Genomic DNA, 16918 nt, shown 5'->3' on the forward strand with positions numbered 1-16918 from the left:
TTTTCCTGAAGCCCCATTGTCTTAGGGGCTTGAATAGCTTTGCAGAAACTCTATAAAGCTGTCGTAGTATTGCAGTTGTTCCTTGATGTGCTCTTTCTCCTTTTCTTCAGAGGTATAGCAATAGTATTCCTCCCGGCTCACTTCCACAGCAAATACCCGGGAATAGGTACCTAGCCCAATAAAGCATTCTTTGAGTTTGCGTTTGGTCGGCAGGTTATTATTGACCGACAATATTTGCTCTTTCTGAAAGGGGCTTAATCCCAGCACCTGGCTGATGGTCTCAAACTTATTGGCAAACTTACGCATGTCCAACAAGATTTTGGTATCGGCATTGTTGATAATGGCGTCTTTGATGATAGGACTGGATAACACATCTTCTATCTCCTGAGTCACCACCAGGGCTTCACCAAAAAACTTACGGATGGTCTTGAAAAAGTACTTGATGTAATCGGCCATCTGGGGTGTGGCAATGGCTTTCCAGGCTTCTTCAATGCAGATAACTTTACGGGTGCCTTTCAGCCGGCGCATCTTCTGCATAAAGATATCGATGATAATCAGGGTGGCCACCGGGAAAATCACGGGATGGTCTTTGATGTTATCCAGCTCAAACACAATAAAAGGACAGCGGAAAAATTCATCGGTCTGCATCTGTTTATTCAAAAGGTAATCGTATTCGCCTCCCCGGTAGTATTTACTCAGGATAAAAAAGAACTCACCACAGTTAAACATCAGACCTTTGTCCTTCACCAACTGGGGTATCCACCTTTGTACAAACTCATAATAGCTGTTAAAACTATGCTTGTTGCTATGCTTTTTATAATAAGCGGTCAGTGATTGGGCAATCACGTCCTTATCAATCTCCGACAAGTTGGGTTTGTAGATGGTGTACAAAACAGATAAGATGGTTTGCTTGCGTTCGGTGCTCAAGCCATCGGTCAGCACAAAAGGATTAAAAGAGATGGGGGTCTCTTCGGTAAACTCCACATGCATGGCTCCACCTTTATCCTTGAGGTGGTCATTCAGATAGTGCACCAACAGTTCATAGCTACGGCCCACATCCAGCAATACCACATGGCAGTTGTCACTCTCGGCATAATGGCGCATCAGGTGATTGGTCAAAAAGGATTTGCCCGAGCCGGAACCACCAATAATCAATTTATTGCGGTTATGAATCTGGTGTTTCGCCATGGGCTCATCCGAGATATCAACCCGGACCGGACAGCCACTTTGCCGGTCAGAAAAATGCATATAAAAAGGTGAATCACTGCTTTGGATGGCGCCTTCAAAGTTCAGAAAGCAGCAGGCTTCTGCGCTTTGCATCAACATCAACTCCGTTTCGGGTAGTTGCGTACTACCCGGCATGGCTGCCCAATACATCAGGGGCAGGTCAAAGCTATGACGGTAAGGCAAACAGTTCATCTGTGAAAAGGCAGTGCTGGCTTCACTGCGTTTGCGCTTTAAGCCTTGCAGTGACTCATCAAAGAGCATCAGGTTGGCATGTAGCTGCACGATGGGTTCACCTCCTTGCTGCACGTCTTCCAAAAATCGGCTGATGAGTTCTGCATTAAGCTTGTTCTCAGTTGAAAATTTACTCAGGGAGTAGATTTTCTTGTGTGCCTGCTCCAACTGGGTTTTTAAGATATTCTGATGGCCTTTGTAGATAAAGCAGTTGGTGATGTGCGAAAATGGCAGTCCAAAAGCAATGGGGTATATCATGGAAACAGGTAGCTTAGTACCGGCATGAGTCGATGAAAAACTAACTTCTGAGGGTACATGATTGTAGTCGCTCAAACTGTAGCACTCCACAAAATGATTCATCACTTTCAGATGATCACGAAAATCCAGATTACCCAGCATCGATGGCTCGTTCTGAAACTCCATGCTCAGGTAGTTTTGCATCAAGTTGGTCAGTTGCTCTGCCTTGAGCACCCGACTTGGAATACCCGCTTGTTTGAGTTGTGCTATCACATTGTCCCGCACTTCTTCCAGCTTGTCTGCTTGATGATGGGACTTTTTCTTGGTATTAGTCGGCTGAATCAGGCTGGAACACAGGTAGCTTTTCAAGAGTCCGGTGTTCATAAGGGAGATAAACAAATAGGCCTCATGTTGCAGGTAACTTCTGCCTGTAAAATGCTTCAGGTAGGATTGGCTTAAAAAAGAAGCTTGCGCTTCCTGATTTTGGAAGGTCTTTTCAATAAAATAATCCTGACGGTGTAAGAGCGTACCGGCCGGCAGCATGGCAATAAGTCGTCGAAAGGTATCGTGCATTCGTTCCAGCGCCTCTTCACTGCAAGCCAGCAGCTCAGGCAACTGAAGCTGCAAGCCAATGGTCATATCCAGATTATTGGATAAGAGGATATCGCCATCGAAACCGAGTACAGGCAAGGTGTCTGTGATACTTTTGACTTTCATGGTGCTTAGCTTTTAAGATTGATAAATTGACTGAGCTCTTGTTTGATGCTGATAAAATGGGGCAGCTTCTTTGCACTTTGTTGCTTTTGGAAGCCTTCCGGCCCAAGGGTTTGTTGTATTTTACTGAGTCGATACAGTACCATCATTAGTACTGGCATCACTACTAAAAGGGCGACAAAAGGGCTGGTCAGCAGGTAGAGCCCTACAAAGACACCAAGCGCCATTAAGATGGCATACATGGCTTTGTACACAAGTACGCCACTAAAGCCTTTGACATAGATGCGGGTATCTACCTTGCTGATGCGATACATTTGTTGGCCCTTCATATTTTTAACCGAAAAATGCCCGGATTACAACTCCTACCAAAATGAGAAAGAGACAGGCTCCAAACCAACCCATCAAGGCTTTCTGGGTATCCTGATCGCCACTCTGCCATTTGATGTAGACGCGAATACCACCGATGAGTCCCACCACGGCGCCAATGGCTATAATCAGATTGGCAATGGGGTCTACGTAGGATTGCACTTCGGAGGTGGCCTGATCGATGCCTTGTGCCGATTGCGCCAATAAGGTGCTGATGGGCAGTGCTAGCAAAAATAAAATTAGTAAGCTTCTTCTAAGAATGTTTTGTCGTTTCATGGTGCAATGGTATTTAATGAGTATTTGTGTGTTTAGAAATCAGCTGTGCTGCAGTTCGTATTCGATGTTATTCAAGAAGGCGTCTTTATCGGCCATCTGGGTATTTTGGATGGCATCCAGAGCATAACCGCTGTAGTCCGGCTCCTGGTTCATGGTGACTCTCAGGTCTTGCTCATCCTGCTCCACATAGCTGGTGGCTACAGAGGGATAATCGCTGGCTCTGATTGATTTGGTACTTGGTTCTTCTGTTCTATCGAAACCCGCCTTATTGGCTTGTAGTGCTTCGGCTTCAAAACTGCTGGTCTGTGACTCATTCACTTTTTTCAAAGTCAGGTACAGCAGTAAAATGATGTAGTAACCGGCCAGACACAAGGCGATGGCTTTGATAAATTGCCAATGGCTAATCGTTTCTAATCCGAACATGGGTTTTGTGTTAATGAAACAATGTGTTAACGGCTCTATTCTGCTTTCAGAAAATGAACATGACAAAGTTCCAACCCCTCTTTGAATAAAATACACAACCTGTTCCCAACTTGGTATAAATTCTTTTCAAATGATATGGTATGGGGCATTTTGATATCGCGTAAGCCACTTTATGAATAGGGATTGGTGTCATTTGCAAAAGGAAATTCTTTGCAGAAAGCAAAAATTGATGGGCATAACCGCTTGAGGTGGGAAACTTAGGTGTATTTCTGCAATTAAAGAAAACCATTGATATTTGACTTGAAAACCTATGGAAATACACCTGTGTTTCACCCGCTTGATACAAAGCATGCGCATCAATTTTTCTGCATAAAAATCGCTTTTGCACATCACACCTCCCGTCACACCTTTGCGGGCGCGATATCTAATGCAATGGCTTAAAAAAGGGCATCACTGATAAATAGCTTACGAAACAGGCCTGGTTGTTGAAAAGGCGAGCATAGCCTGGTTAGGATGGGTTAAACCCGCAATGCGTAATCAAGTTTATAATAAATATTGCGGGTTTAAGGCAGGCTAAGCGAGCCGATGAAACGATTAGGCCTATAATGGGGAGGCCTTTGCGTCAGGGCGCTTTGGGGAATGGTGGCTAAAAGGCTCTCACTATTTACTTACCTACTTTCATTCTGTCTTTCCCAATGGGCCCGGGGAAGTGCCCTTATAAAAGGATGCCCTCACTACTGACCTTTCGGTAAATGGGTGTTCCCGATAGTTGTTGGTGCCACTTTTCTTTGAAGTAGATGTAAATGGATAGGTTCAGTTTTGAGGCTAACTCTACCTGATAGCAGGCTTTAAGATACTTTTGCTCGGTTTCAAAATCCACCTTTTGAGGTGTCAGTACATAAATTTGTATCTCTTCTTTGTGACTCTTGCCCTGAGGAAATAAAAGGATGACCTCAGCCTTCAGGTCTATGGCCTGTATATGCTGTTTGACTATCCCACTAATATCATCGCTCGCTTCATTCATGGGGCAAAAATAGTAAGTATTATTGAGTTTTTCTACTGCCGTTTATCACCCGATGCACGGTCGAAACTCACCAGGTTAAACATCTCACGCATGCGGCTTCTTAGGCGGTTGCCGTATAAACCTTCCAACTCAGAGGCCGAGAGATTGGTGGTCAGGTGAGTCATCATCTTTTTATGGATAAAATGGTCGTAACGACTCAATAGTATTTCAGCCATTACATTGCATTCATTGCCAAAGTAGTGCACCGGACGTTCGATGCCGATATCATCAAAGCAGTAGGTTTTGGGATGGTAGCCACTGCATCGAAACTGGTAGGAACCACTGCTGTATTTGTGCAAGACCTGGTAACCTTGACGCACAAAGCTAAAGGTCAGCTGCCGCGCTGATAGGATGGTAAAGCGTTTCTCAAGCGGGAAAAAGTAATTCACTAAGTGCATCAAACTTGTTTTTCCGCAGCCCACAGGCCCTGACACCAAGATTCCCTTATCAGGATGCAAGCCTTGCTTTTGCATGTTTTCCTTGTCGCCAATGGCATAGACCAGTAGCTTGTAAATGATGGCATGGTCTTTTTTCTGCAACTTAAAATGCTCGCCATAACGTTTCTTGCCAGCGGCTTCTATCCAGGCCAGTGAGGCATTAAAGCTGTAGTGTATCCAGCCATCTTTTTGCCATCGAATGCTATTAGAGGGGCTCGCCATAGTCTTTGTCATTTAAGGTCGATAAGGGGTTTTGCTCGTGTTCTGCTTTTCCTCTCTGATATTTTTGCATGTTGAGTATCCAGTTACGCACTGCTGCTTTCCAGTCTTTCATGGGGCTCTTACCGCCGACTTTCCAGCCGTTGGATTCAAAATGGTTCAAAAAGCGCTGAGCTTCTGCAGTCGGGGCTTCCCTGTCTTCAAAATAATCTTGTAACTCGTGCAATGTGGGCTTTTGAAAACCCTTGGGCCTAGCTTCGTCTTTTTTATCCAAAGAGCTCTCTTCATTTTGAATGTGGGTGGGGTGAGCATCGCGTGCGTGCTCACTCTTGTTTTCTATTGTTTCTTTACTGTTTGTATGGTTTATAATTGTTTTATTACTGTTTATATTAATGGCTTCACTAGTTGTTCCACTGCTTGTACTACTGCTCGTAGCACTAGATGGTGCACTGCTTGTTTCAGTGCTTGTAGCAGTGGAACATGCAGTTGTTGTTTCACCGGATGTGTCAGTACTTGTATCACTACTTGTATCACTATTGAAACATGTGTGCATTTTAACACCTGAACATCTGTAACAACTCTTGGATGGCCGGTAATCGATATAGCCCCATTCATGCAGTTCCCGCAAGGTTAAATGGTAGAATTTCATGGAGCCAAGTTTGGATAAGAGCATCAATTCACTCCGCACAATATGAATGATTTCCGGGAACTTCAGTTTATTCCACAGGAAAAACAGCGCCATATACATCCTGACATGACGGGGTATAATGCGCTCATCCTCTATAAAGCTTTCCAATACATGGTTCAGGTGCCGGATGTAGTTCATTGGGCAAAGCGTGTGATGGCAGATACTTTGTTTTTGCTAATCATTTTTTGGATGTCTTTGACCTCATAAAAGATAATACCACCTACCTTGGTATAGGATAGCTCACCCCTATCACGCATACCTTGAAGCGTGCCTGGTGAAACACTCAATAGCTTCCTGACTTCGGCACTTTTCATCCATTTTTTAGTGGGTTTTAGATTTTCGGCCACCACCTTGCTCAGTTGTTGCAATAAATCTTCTTTGAAATCTTTCAGGTCACCGATGGTCACAATCTGATTACGATACATCCGCGCATGTTCATAACTCATTTCTTGTTCTGATTTTAGTGTCATAGCAATTTAATTTGGTTGAAAATGAATGCAGCTAAGTTCAGAAGGAGTTTTGAATAAAATTACCAACCTGTTCCCAACTTGGGATAAAATTTTTATTCAAAATGATACAATAGTTCAATTGCTTGCGCACTACTTATCAGTAGATAAGTATCATTCATCCAATTTTTGTTCCATTTTAATCTGAATTATTTATCCATTCATCCAAACGCAACATTTGTTCAACTCTACCTATTCTTAGTCACTTATTTTTACGGCTTGATAACAGTACCAAATATTTAAACCAAACCTTATGAAAAATCAGTTAAACGAAGACTGTAAAGCTATTCTGGATGAGTACTCAAAAGAAATCAGTAACTTAAACATTGAGAAAGATGATTTAAAAACACTTGTTGATAATGGCATACGTATCTGTAAAACCTACTTGCAAAGACTTCGACAAAAGGTTATGGATGGATGTATCAAATCTGAAGAAGATGAAATCTATTTCTTTAAGTATATCAAGCCTACAGTTCTTGGTGATTTATTATTTTATTGTTACCTAAAAAACACCAATGAACACAGGCCTATCTGTACCATTTATGTGCAAGAAGAGTTCCTGACTAAGAAACTGGAAAAATTCAACCATTTTCTGAAAAAAAACTACAAATGTTACGCCTACTATAATTCTGAAGGTACTCAAAGAATAGATGAATACTATTTTGTTCGTTGCAATCTTAAAATCGAAGAATACAGCTATCACCCATATTCGATTGTTGATAGTGATTTTGCAACCAGCAAAGATTATCTATTTGCAGAGTTCAAAGCTCATGAAAAGATAATTCATTTTCTGGAAAGTGAGTTATTCAAACTAAAGGCCCTCAAGAAGAAACGCTTTAAATCATTAGAAGAATGGTTGACAAAATCACCTTTCCATTGGACTGATTCGAAAGCTGCAATAACAGAAATCATCTATGCAATTACTTATTCTGGCAGTATCAATAATGGCAATGTTGAAATTAAAGAGTTGGCTAAATATTTTTGCCTCTTATTTAATATTGATGACTTGGACTTTTATCGTATTTATCTGGATATCCGCCTCCGCGATAACCAAACTATTTATTTAGATAAGCTGAAAAAACGACTAAACATTAAGATAGAAGAGGATATAAATTAACCTACTTATTCAGCAATTATCCATTTCTTAACTTCTTCTTTGGCAATACTTCCCTCAACTTCTTCATGTCGTGACTAAGTTTGGAATCAATGACTCGGGCATATATTTGTGTTGTTGAAACACTTCTATGCCCGAGTAATTTTGAAACTGTTTCAATAGGCACTCCATTGTTTAAAGTTACAGTCGTCGCAAAAGTATGTCGTGCTACATGAAAAGTCAGATGCTTCTCAATTTCACATAAATCAGCAATCTCCTTTAAGTAAGAGTTCATCCGCTGATTGCTGAATACAGGGAGTAGCTTACCGGTAACTTTATTTCTTTCATTTTCCTCATACTTATCAATGATGTATTCAGCTTTCGGCAGTAAAGGCACTCTTACCTGTTGATTGTTTTTAATACGATTCGTTACAATCCACTTTTCGCCATCAATACCAAGCTGAATGTTATCCTGGATTAGCGCATACACATCAGAATACGATAACCCAGTATAACAGCTAAACACAAATAAATCCCGAACATAAGCCAAACGTGGGATGCTGAATAACTTATTTTCAATACGCTCAAGTTCATACTCATTTAGGTAAGCTATTTCCTTTTTAAGGAACGAAGGCTTAAATTGTGAAAAAGGATCTTTTTCCAACCACTCATTTTGCACCGCCAGGTTAATGACTTTCTTCAGGCGTTCAATATGCTTCATAATCGTGTTGTGGTTACATGGCTTATCAGGATTGATGGAATTGGATTCTTTCATAAACTTTTCAAAGCCAGTTAAAAACCCGTACTTCAATTGTGAAAGTGGAATATCACGAACAAAAAGTTTTTTAACCACATACCTTTTGAAATACTTCTGTGTGGTATAATAGTTTTTCAAAGTTCCCCAACGAAGCGTTTCCTTCATCTCCTCATTGTGATAGTCAAAAAGCTTCATCAATGTATATTCAGACTTTTCAACCCCCAGGTAAAGATTTTTTACCGCATCTATTGTTATAAGCTCCCGCCTGGCTTCCAATTGGTGATAACAGTCAGTAACGTGTCCCCTAATTTGTTCTAATTGGGTATTTAATCGTTTAACGTCATTAGAATAGCCTGCATACATTCCTTTACCAACATCCCACTTTTCAATATCAACCATTGTCTTCATAGATAGCTCTGCTCGTTTGCCATTCACTGTAATTCTTAAGTAAAGTGGAGCTTCTCCATTTTTTGCTTTATGCTTTTTAACAATAAAACCAACGCCTAAAGTATTCCCTTTATCTCTCATACGAATGTATTATTAAATGATTTAATTTGAATTCAATTAACCCATTTAGATCTGCATCATAATATATATTTACAACTCATTTAACATTTTAATAATATTTTAGCCATTTTATTATAGTCTATATATCTGTAACTTACAGAATCTGGGTGACCAACCGGTTAAATAGAAAGTGAGGTCACCCACATGGGTCACTTAAAAAATGTTAAAATACGTCAAACGACACCATATTAAATCCTGATGATCTGACAGTTACAAAATGACTAAATAAATATAAGAAGAAAAAAAGGTCACCGAATAGGTCCCGAGAATTATGGTTTTATTTGATACTAAACAATATAAATAAAACGAAAAAAGCCCGTAAACCGTACGATTCACGAGCTTTTGATTGTAATTGATTATTACTCTGTCGGGGTACCAGGATTCGAACCTGGGACCCCCTGGTCCCAAACCAGGTGCGCTAACCGGACTGCGCTACACCCCGAAACAACATTAATAACATGTGATAAGTTTTAGTAGGAATTAAAATAACCTACCCCCTATCTTCAATAAATTCAAAATAAAAGAGCTAAAAACATCTTCCTAGCTCTTATTCTTGTCGGGGTACCAGGATTCGAACCTGGGACCCCCTGGTCCCAAACCAGGTGCGCTAACCGGACTGCGCTACACCCCGAAATAATACTGTGCGGAGGGAGGGGGATTCGAACCCCCGGTACGGTTACCCGTACGCCAGTTTAGCAAACTGGTGGTTTCAGCCACTCACCCATCTCTCCAGATTTAATCTCTTTCATTAAAGAGAGACAACCGCTTCATCTTCTCTAACCCTCGTCCCCTTTGCGATTGCGATTGCAAAAGTAGCAAATAGAATTAAACCTCCAAAATTAAAACGTAAAAAAGAAGCACTATTTTTCCGGCTTTTTTCACCAGGCAGGGCTAAATGATTATCGATCAAAAAAAAAGCTACCCGAAGGTAGCTTAAAAAGATTAATCATTTTTTGGCGGCTTACTGCCTGGCTTGGCAATTGAATCCCGCATGGCCGTATCGGCTTCAATATTTTTATACTTTAAATAGTCCATAACGCCTAAATTACCACTGCGAAATGCTTCAGCAAGGGCTTTGGGTACGTCTGCCTCGGCCTCGATTACCTTGGCACGTGCTTCCTGGGCTTTAGCTTTCATTTCTTGCTCCAGCGCCACTGCCATGGCTCTACGCTCTTCAGCCTTGGCCTGGGCAATATTTTTATCAGCATCTGCCTGATCAATCTGCAAACCGGCTCCTATGTTCTTACCTATATCAATATCAGCTATGTCAATAGATAGTATCTCAAATGCTGTACCAGCATCCAATCCTTTACCAAGCACAAGCTTTGAAATAGAATCCGGATTTTCGAGCACTGCCTTGTGTGAACTGGAAGATCCTATTGAGGATACTATTCCTTCACCTACCCTGGCTAGTACAGTCTCTTCTCCGGCACCACCAACCAGTTGTTTAATATTTGCACGCACGGTAACCCTTGCTTTGGCAATTAACTGAATACCATCTTTGGCAACCGCCGTTACGGGTGGAGTATCAATCACCTTTGGATTTACTGACATCTGCACGGCCTCAAATACATCACGACCCGCTAAATCAATGGCAGTGGCCATCTGAAAATTTAGGTCAATATTGGCTTTGGCTGCCGACACCAGGGCGTGAACCACATTCTCTACATGACCGCCGGCCAGGTAGTGGGCCTCCAGTTCATCGCGCTTTACTTCATCTAACCCAGCCTTAGAAGCCTCTATCAATGCCCTTACAATTACTCCGGGAGGCACTTTACGGATGCGCATCAGCACAAGCTGAATCAACGAAATACGAACCCCCGAAACCAAGGCCGAGAACCACAATAAGATGGGCACGTAATACAAAAACAAAAAGACAACGACGATGACCGCCGCAATCAAAAATATGGGAGCTAAACCTGCCATTTAATTAATTTTTGGGTTTGACAATAATATACGTTTTAAATACTTCCTTGACAATAACGGGGCTATTCTCATCAATAAAATGCCCCGGACACTTTCCCTCTATCACTTCGCCATTTACCATGACCTTACCAATGGGATTCAATCGCGTTAGGGACATACCTTCATCTCCCTCCTGAATACGCAATGCCTCAACGGTTTCCACTCTTCCTTGCACCTGAGAATGTAACATTATACGATTCCAGGTTGTTGAGCGAAAAGAAAAGAACAATATAAGCAAACCGACAAAAAGCGTGGCCACAAGGGCTATATGACCATAGGAGGCTCCATAGACCTGATAGGTCAGAAATATACCCCCGGCAGTAAAGATAAAACCACCAATACCAGCGAATGTGACACCCGGAAAAACAAAAAACTCCAGAATCAAAAGAAATAATCCAAGCAGGATAATCAGTACAATAACCAGTGCAGACATAGGCTTAATCAATTGTTACCAATAAACATGCATCTATCAACTGCTCTTTAATGGGCATCAAATCATCAATACTGCCCGATTTGATTTGGCAAGAGCCTGTGTAATGCGTAAGAAGAGCACACTGCTCGGCCTGTATAGCGTCATGGTCGCAAGCAGAACACAGCACGTCAATCACATGATCAAATGAATTCTCATCGTCATTATGCAAAGTCAATGTACGCACTTCGTTACCATTGCCCTCATTGTTGAATTCTTCGCTTCGTTTACTAAATGAAACCATATCTTAAAAGTTTCTATAAATAAACTATATTTTTTCGTGAAAAACTAATTTCTAATGCTTCAGTTCTTCGGTAAGTTTAACCTGCTTACCTGCTTTAAAAACAACAATAAAAGCCCCACTGAAACCGGCACCCCGAACTCTATCAATATCTTGCTGTGCCGCTGCATAGCTTTTGTACTCCCCGGCAAAGTACTTGGTGAGTTCCTTCCCCGGTATGTCTACTTTTGAAATCGGCGGTATTTGGGCTACTGCCGAAGCATTGGGCTCGTTCCTGAACACACCAATCTGAATCTTGTAAACCAAAGTAGACTTTGGCGCAGATTTAAAGGCCTCTTGCACAACTTTGGCAGGCGCCTTTTCCGTTACAACCTGCTTCTCAACCTTCGCCTCTTCCTTGTAATCGTCGGCACTAAACCCTTGCAGCTCCTGATAGGTTTTAGGCACACTCGGCTGTACTTTAGCCGGCTGTGAACCCTTATCAATTGTGCGTGCGGCATAACGCATCAATGCAGCTTCCTGGATGCTCACCCCTTTTCGCTTAATCGTTCCAGCCTTTTCGTAACGTAATATATCGAAACCATTAATGGGGTCGCTTAAAGCTCTTGCCTCTTTGAAATAGTCCTGACCAACCACTTGAGCCTCCTTAATATCACTTAAATCATCAACGGAATTGGTCATTTGAATCTCGGTCATCTTCTTTTTATACATACGATATTTGCTATCCAACGACTCGTGATACAGCCTTAAGGAAGTAATCTTTAAGTCACCTGCCTTTTCTGCCTGTGACTGCACAACAGTCTCTTCTTCCACACTATCCTTCTGACGAATAATAGAAAGTAGATCTTCTTTCTGAGCCGGTGCATCGCTGGCAGTTGCCAACAACTTAGAAGCCTCCAAACTCAATATATTACCCCATATATAAAACGAATCCGCTCGATGTAGCTGTGCTTGCTCAGCAGGTGTGAACAATGTTTTGTACATACCCTCCAACTCATCCAAATGACGTGCAAACTCATCATCAGTATAAAAAGCATATTCATCCGGGATCAAAATATCATCAAGGTTATCAATCTTTGATTGCTCTACCTGCACTTTTTTTGATGATGTATACACACCGGCTTCCACCATCTCTTTGATGCGCTTCACCTCAATTACCCTTGCATGGTAAAAGCTTCGCTGTATTTTATCATCGAGACCATACACCTCCTTTTCAAGGGCAATAATATCATTTACAAGTCGGGTTAACTCCGTTTCGGAATAACTACGCGCATAGGCAGCTCTCTTCTCCTTCATCAGATTCGAAAGACTATCCTTCTGGGTTGCCAGCTTAAAGCCACGCATAAAAATTGCGCGCGCCTCCTCACTTTTAAAATGCTCAAACTGACTATATACGAGGGTGTCGGCCACTACAAATTGAAACAAATCTTTTCTTTTTTCATCTTCATCATCCTGCCTGCTGGGTTTATGGCTCCAAGCACCCTTATTTGTGAGTGGCAGGGCCGCTGCTGCAGCTACCTCATTCTCATCTTCCACGAAATTCTTAACCACAGAATCGTCCCACTTAACCGTATAAACCAACAGTGTAGAATCATTTGTTTCGCGATTGGAAGCAAACCAGGCCAAAGCATTGAACTGATCAGCAACAAAAAGGTAGTCATCCTTGGGTGAGTTAAAAGGAATTCCCAAATTAACAGGCTGCATAAATGATTTACTCTCGGCATCATAATTAGCCTTGTATAGATCATAACCACCCATTCCACCTGCTCGGTTCGATGAAAAGAAAATAGTAGAGCCATCAATCAGCAGAAATGGGTGAAGCTCATCACGAGGCGACTCAATTCCGGCTATTAACTGGCTATCGCTCCATCCATCCAATAGCTTTTCCATTTTATAAATACCTTCCCCCTGCTCTTCATCAGGCATAGAGAAGTACACCTCATCTCCACGCTCAGTGAGGTACAAGACGCCTTCAGGATCCAGACCTGACTCGAAGAATTCACTATTATGTGCCACTTTCCCAACATCGGGAGCAGGCTTGTAGGCACTTAAAAAATCCTCTTTTGCAACGGTGTCGCGCGCATAAACATCGAGCTTATAAATCTTTGCCGATTGTTGAAGCCCAAACTCGCACTCACGAATATACTGCTCAGCCTTTTCATTACGAATATCAGAGGCTGTTGCATATTTCAGAAAACGATTATATTGATATTTAGCTTCATTAAACTGATAACTCAATTGATAAGCCCTTCCAAGATAATAATAAGCATCGCGACTCACCCCTTTAAGACTAGCATACTTCAGTCGCTTTACAGCCTGCGGTATGTCCTTATTATTCTGCAAAAGACATATACCATAGTAATAATTGTATTTACTATTACGATCGTACAACTTAATAAGGTAGGCATAGGCTTCTTCCGCCTGCCGGTAATCTCCCTCTTTAAAAAGAGCAAGTGCCTCTTTGGCAGTATATGCTTTCTCCTGGCCATTCATCGGAATGGAGAAAGCAGTCATAACGATGATCATTACAAATATAATTGACCTCAAATAATACATAAGGCAGAATGTTTCTAGTGGTTTTTGATTGACCCAAAATTAAACAATACCAACTAAAAAGCTAAGTGTACTCTTGAAAATATTAATAACACAGCAAGTACAGACTCTTTTTTAAGGTAAAAAAAACATCGTTACGGCACTCACACATCCCCTCGATCTGAACGCTTTTGCTTCTGTTAATAACTTTTGAACTAAGCGCATTCTTGTTCGTTCTTATTTATAATATATTTGTAATTAGGAATAGGGGCAACAACACACCCTATTGCGCTTTAAAACAATTAAGTAATGCTTAAAGAAGGAGATAAAGCTCCCGTTTTCAAAGGGATTAATCAAGATGAGAAAGAGATCAGCCTAATGGACTTTAAAGGTAAAAAAGTAATCCTTTATTTCTACCCCAAGGATAATACTCCGGGATGTACAGCTGAATCATGTAACCTTAGTGATAATTACGATGACCTGAGCGCCAAAGGCTTTGAAGTAATCGGTGTGAGCCCGGATAGCATTGCGTCGCACCAACGTTTCATTGCCAAACACAATCTGCGATTTAACCTTATTGCCGACAGCGAAAAAGAAATCCTACAGCAATATGATGCCTGGGGACTAAAAAAAATGTATGGAAGAGAATATATGGGTGTGCTTCGTAAAACATTTGTTATAGACGAGGAAGGCACTATCATGAAGATATTCGACAAGGTTAAAACAAAGGATCACAGCAACCAAATTATGAAGGAGCTAAACCTTTAAGCCTCATTACAGACCGCGAAACAGTTAAAATAAATATAATGGCAGAAAAAAAAGATAATAATGTGAATCAGGAGAAGCTGAAAGCACTTCAGCTAACCATGGATAAAATCGATAAGACCTACGGCAAGGGTACCATCATGAAAATGGACGACACTTCCATTGAGGCAGTACCTGTGATACCCACCGGTTCTATCGCCTTAAACATGGCCTTGGGCGTTGGCGGATTTCCCCGCGGAAGGGTAATTGAAATTTATGGCCCTGAATCGTCCGGTAAAACCACTTTGGCCATACATGCCATTGCTGAAGCGCAGAAAGCAGGAGGCATCGCTGCATTTATTGATGCCGAGCATGCTTTTGATCGTTTTTACGCCGAAAAGCTGGGGGTTGACCTGGAAAACCTTTTGATTTCACAACCTGACAATGGCGAGCAAGCCCTGGAAATTGCTGATCAGCTCATCCGCTCTTCTGCCATCGACATCATTGTAATTGACTCGGTTGCTGCCCTTACACCCAAGGCCGAAATTGAAGGCGACATGGGGGATTCACGCATGGGTCTGCAGGCACGCCTGATGTCACAGGCACTTCGAAAGCTCACCTCCACCATTAACAAAACCAACACAACCTGTATTTTCATCAACCAGCTGCGCGAGAAGATTGGTGTGATGTTTGGTAATCCGGAAACTACAACAGGTGGTAACGCCCTCAAATTCTACGCATCGGTGCGTCTCGATATTCGTCGGGTGACACAAATTAAAGACGGTGAAAATGTAGTGGGCAGCCACACCCGCGTTAAAGTGGTGAAAAACAAAGTGGCGCCTCCGTTTAAAAAAGCAGAATTTGAAATTCGCTATGGCGAAGGCATCTCGCGTGTAGGTGAGATACTCGACATGGGTGTTGAACTCAACATCGTTAAGAAAAGTGGATCTTGGTTTAGCTACGGCGAAACCAAACTAGGACAAGGACGCGAAGCCGTGAAGGAAGTCATCAAAGACAATCCGGAACTGGCTGAGGAGCTGGAACAAAAGATTATGGCTGCCATTAAAGAAGGAGCCGCAGCAGGCAAATAATTTTATAAAGAGAGGCGGGTTTATAACTCGCCTCTTTCTTTTTAAATGCATCATTACTTATGACAGCCCAGTCAAATGAGGCAATACTATTTTTTATCCTCCTTACAATTCAAGTACCTTAAGAGAATAATGAACTTCTACCTTATAATCGGCGGGAAACTTGGGTAGCAATAATACTTTTCTATTCTCGAACACCTTACCGGGGCGCTGCACAATAGCACTACCGAAGGCTGCAAAAAAAACGTCAATACGTTTACGTTTGTCATTGCGTAACACTTCCACGCGCGTTGATTTGATCCCCTCGGCACCATTACGCACATACTGACTACAAATAATTACACTTTGAGTGTCAAAGTTTATCTTACCATAATTTAGCGTTTCACAAGGCGCTTTATACTTTAAAGGAATATCTTTTAATTCACTCAAAGAGTGCACCACCTCAAAATTTTTGATCTGCCAGCAAAGCTTCGGATCAAGGGCTAACTCTTTATAAACAATCGGTATTTGAGCCGTAAGATTTGCCCCTACAATACCAATAACCATCAGCACAAGGATTTTTCTGATCATGTAAGTGTGTTATCTTTTTTAAAAAAATACCTGTAAACATATCATTTTCGAATTTAAAGAGGAAATTATTCCACAGCTAATTCCTTGCGATAACGCTTTTGCTTACGAATAAACAAAATTACAAAGAGGATTTTTACTAGAATACCGGCAGACAGCAACCATCCATACAAATAAAGCACCTGCTCGGTTTTGCGCAAATATACAGCGGCAAAAATAAGCACTAAGCCAAGTGCAAGGAGCCCCATCTCAGCACCGGGCTTAATTAATCCGCTTCGCGTACCCAATACCAAATAAAGCAACTTAAGCGTACCTCCAACACTAAAGCTAATGGCCGCCCATGGCCCGCCTAAACCTATTATTTTAAAAATGATGCCCAGAAGAATTAATGAGCCGCCGAGCATAATTAAATATTTAATCTTATCCATAGTACTTGTATCTTTATCAAACAAACAGCCTGCAATATAAATGGTTCAGCAATAAAATAGCTTCCTGAACAGAAATAAGT

The 16918-nt window shown here is 41.6% G+C and carries 18 protein-coding genes and 3 tRNA genes; 3 read left to right on the plus strand and 18 right to left on the minus strand.

The genetic code is table 11. From position 1 onward, the window contains the following. Positions 1–21: 21 nt before the first annotated feature. The 8 genes from ACRD7A_RS10435 to ACRD7A_RS10470 all read right to left on the minus strand — a co-directional run bounded on the left by ACRD7A_RS10435 (position 22) and on the right by ACRD7A_RS10470 (position 6351). Positions 22–2412, minus strand: a complete 2391-nt coding sequence (locus ACRD7A_RS10435; RefSeq protein ID WP_430811063.1) for a TraG family conjugative transposon ATPase — start codon at positions 2410–2412, stop codon at positions 22–24. Between the two features lie 5 nt (positions 2413–2417). Then, the gene (locus ACRD7A_RS10440) at positions 2418–2738 is read right to left on the minus strand and encodes a hypothetical protein (RefSeq protein ID WP_430811062.1); all 321 of its coding nucleotides are present in this window, start codon (positions 2736–2738) and stop codon (positions 2418–2420) included. Between the two features lie 4 nt (positions 2739–2742). Then, on the minus strand, positions 2743–3051 hold the full coding sequence (locus tag ACRD7A_RS10445) for a DUF4134 domain-containing protein (protein ID WP_430811061.1): 309 nt from the start codon (positions 3049–3051) through the stop codon (positions 2743–2745). A gap of 39 nt (positions 3052–3090) precedes the next feature. After that, a complete protein-coding gene (locus ACRD7A_RS10450; protein WP_430811060.1) occupies positions 3091–3474 on the minus strand; it encodes a hypothetical protein in 384 nt (127 codons plus the stop codon). A 715-nt stretch (positions 3475–4189) separates the two neighbouring features. After that, positions 4190–4498 carry a hypothetical protein gene (locus ACRD7A_RS10455; RefSeq protein WP_430811059.1) on the minus strand — a complete coding sequence of 103 codons (309 nt, stop codon included), beginning with the start codon at positions 4496–4498 and terminating at the stop codon, positions 4190–4192. A 32-nt stretch (positions 4499–4530) separates the two neighbouring features. Further along, on the minus strand, positions 4531–5196 hold the full coding sequence (locus tag ACRD7A_RS10460) for a P-loop NTPase family protein (RefSeq protein ID WP_430811058.1): 666 nt from the start codon (positions 5194–5196) through the stop codon (positions 4531–4533). Beyond that, positions 5180–6019 carry a hypothetical protein gene (locus ACRD7A_RS10465; RefSeq protein ID WP_430811057.1) on the minus strand — a complete coding sequence of 280 codons (840 nt, stop codon included), beginning with the start codon at positions 6017–6019 and terminating at the stop codon, positions 5180–5182. Before ACRD7A_RS10465 ends, ACRD7A_RS10460 begins: the two co-directional genes overlap by 17 nt. Beyond that, entirely contained in the window at positions 6016–6351 is a 336-nt protein-coding gene (locus ACRD7A_RS10470; protein ID WP_430811056.1) for a helix-turn-helix domain-containing protein, read from the minus strand. Before ACRD7A_RS10470 ends, ACRD7A_RS10465 begins: the two co-directional genes overlap by 4 nt. A 289-nt stretch (positions 6352–6640) precedes the next feature. Here ACRD7A_RS10470 and ACRD7A_RS10475 point away from each other — a divergent pair, with 289 nt between their 5' ends. Beyond that, complete coding sequence (locus tag ACRD7A_RS10475; RefSeq protein WP_430811055.1) at positions 6641–7504, plus strand: RteC domain-containing protein; 864 nt, start codon at positions 6641–6643, stop codon at positions 7502–7504. Between the two features lie 16 nt (positions 7505–7520). On the opposite strand, the gene ACRD7A_RS10480 is transcribed toward ACRD7A_RS10475, so the two are convergent. The 8 genes from ACRD7A_RS10480 to ACRD7A_RS10515 all read right to left on the minus strand — a co-directional run bounded on the left by ACRD7A_RS10480 (position 7521) and on the right by ACRD7A_RS10515 (position 14005). Beyond that, positions 7521–8765, minus strand: a complete 1245-nt coding sequence (locus ACRD7A_RS10480; RefSeq protein ID WP_430811054.1) for a site-specific integrase — start codon at positions 8763–8765, stop codon at positions 7521–7523. 406 nt (positions 8766–9171) lie between these two features. Continuing rightward, positions 9172–9246: transfer RNA gene (locus ACRD7A_RS10485), tRNA-Pro, on the minus strand. Positions 9247–9360: 114 nt separating this feature from the next. Beyond that, positions 9361–9435: transfer RNA gene (locus ACRD7A_RS10490), tRNA-Pro, on the minus strand. Between the two features lie 13 nt (positions 9436–9448). After that, positions 9449–9535, minus strand: a tRNA-Ser gene (locus tag ACRD7A_RS10495). Between the two features lie 211 nt (positions 9536–9746). Next, entirely contained in the window at positions 9747–10730 is a 984-nt protein-coding gene (floA, locus tag ACRD7A_RS10500) for a flotillin-like protein FloA (protein ID WP_430811053.1), read from the minus strand. Between the two features lie 4 nt (positions 10731–10734). Next, positions 10735–11202: an NfeD family protein gene (locus ACRD7A_RS10505; protein WP_430811052.1), complete on the minus strand. Its 468-nt coding sequence runs from the start codon at positions 11200–11202 to the stop codon at positions 10735–10737. Positions 11203–11206: 4 nt separating this feature from the next. Then, positions 11207–11482 carry an ATP-dependent Clp protease adaptor ClpS gene (locus ACRD7A_RS10510; protein WP_430811051.1) on the minus strand — a complete coding sequence of 92 codons (276 nt, stop codon included), beginning with the start codon at positions 11480–11482 and terminating at the stop codon, positions 11207–11209. A gap of 51 nt (positions 11483–11533) precedes the next feature. Beyond that, the gene (locus tag ACRD7A_RS10515) at positions 11534–14005 is read right to left on the minus strand and encodes an SPOR domain-containing protein (RefSeq protein WP_430811050.1); all 2472 of its coding nucleotides are present in this window, start codon (positions 14003–14005) and stop codon (positions 11534–11536) included. A 315-nt stretch (positions 14006–14320) separates the two neighbouring features. Between ACRD7A_RS10515 and bcp the strand changes: the two genes are divergently transcribed. Both bcp and recA read left to right on the plus strand, forming a co-directional pair. After that, positions 14321–14779 (plus strand): thioredoxin-dependent thiol peroxidase, encoded by a 459-nt coding sequence (bcp, locus tag ACRD7A_RS10520; protein WP_430811049.1) that lies wholly within the window; start codon positions 14321–14323, stop codon positions 14777–14779. Between the two features lie 38 nt (positions 14780–14817). After that, entirely contained in the window at positions 14818–15846 is a 1029-nt protein-coding gene (gene recA, locus ACRD7A_RS10525) for a recombinase RecA (RefSeq protein WP_430811048.1), read from the plus strand. 102 nt (positions 15847–15948) lie between these two features. Here recA and ACRD7A_RS10530 read toward each other — a convergent pair whose 3' ends face one another. Further along, positions 15949–16413 (minus strand): hypothetical protein, encoded by a 465-nt coding sequence (locus tag ACRD7A_RS10530; RefSeq protein WP_430811047.1) that lies wholly within the window; start codon positions 16411–16413, stop codon positions 15949–15951. Positions 16414–16478: 65 nt separating this feature from the next. After that, on the minus strand, positions 16479–16838 hold the full coding sequence (locus ACRD7A_RS10535) for a hypothetical protein (protein ID WP_430811046.1): 360 nt from the start codon (positions 16836–16838) through the stop codon (positions 16479–16481). Positions 16839–16918 lie beyond the last annotated feature (80 nt).

Source organism: Carboxylicivirga longa, from assembly GCF_050589825.1.
Classification (GTDB): domain Bacteria; phylum Bacteroidota; class Bacteroidia; order Bacteroidales; family Marinilabiliaceae; genus Carboxylicivirga; species Carboxylicivirga longa.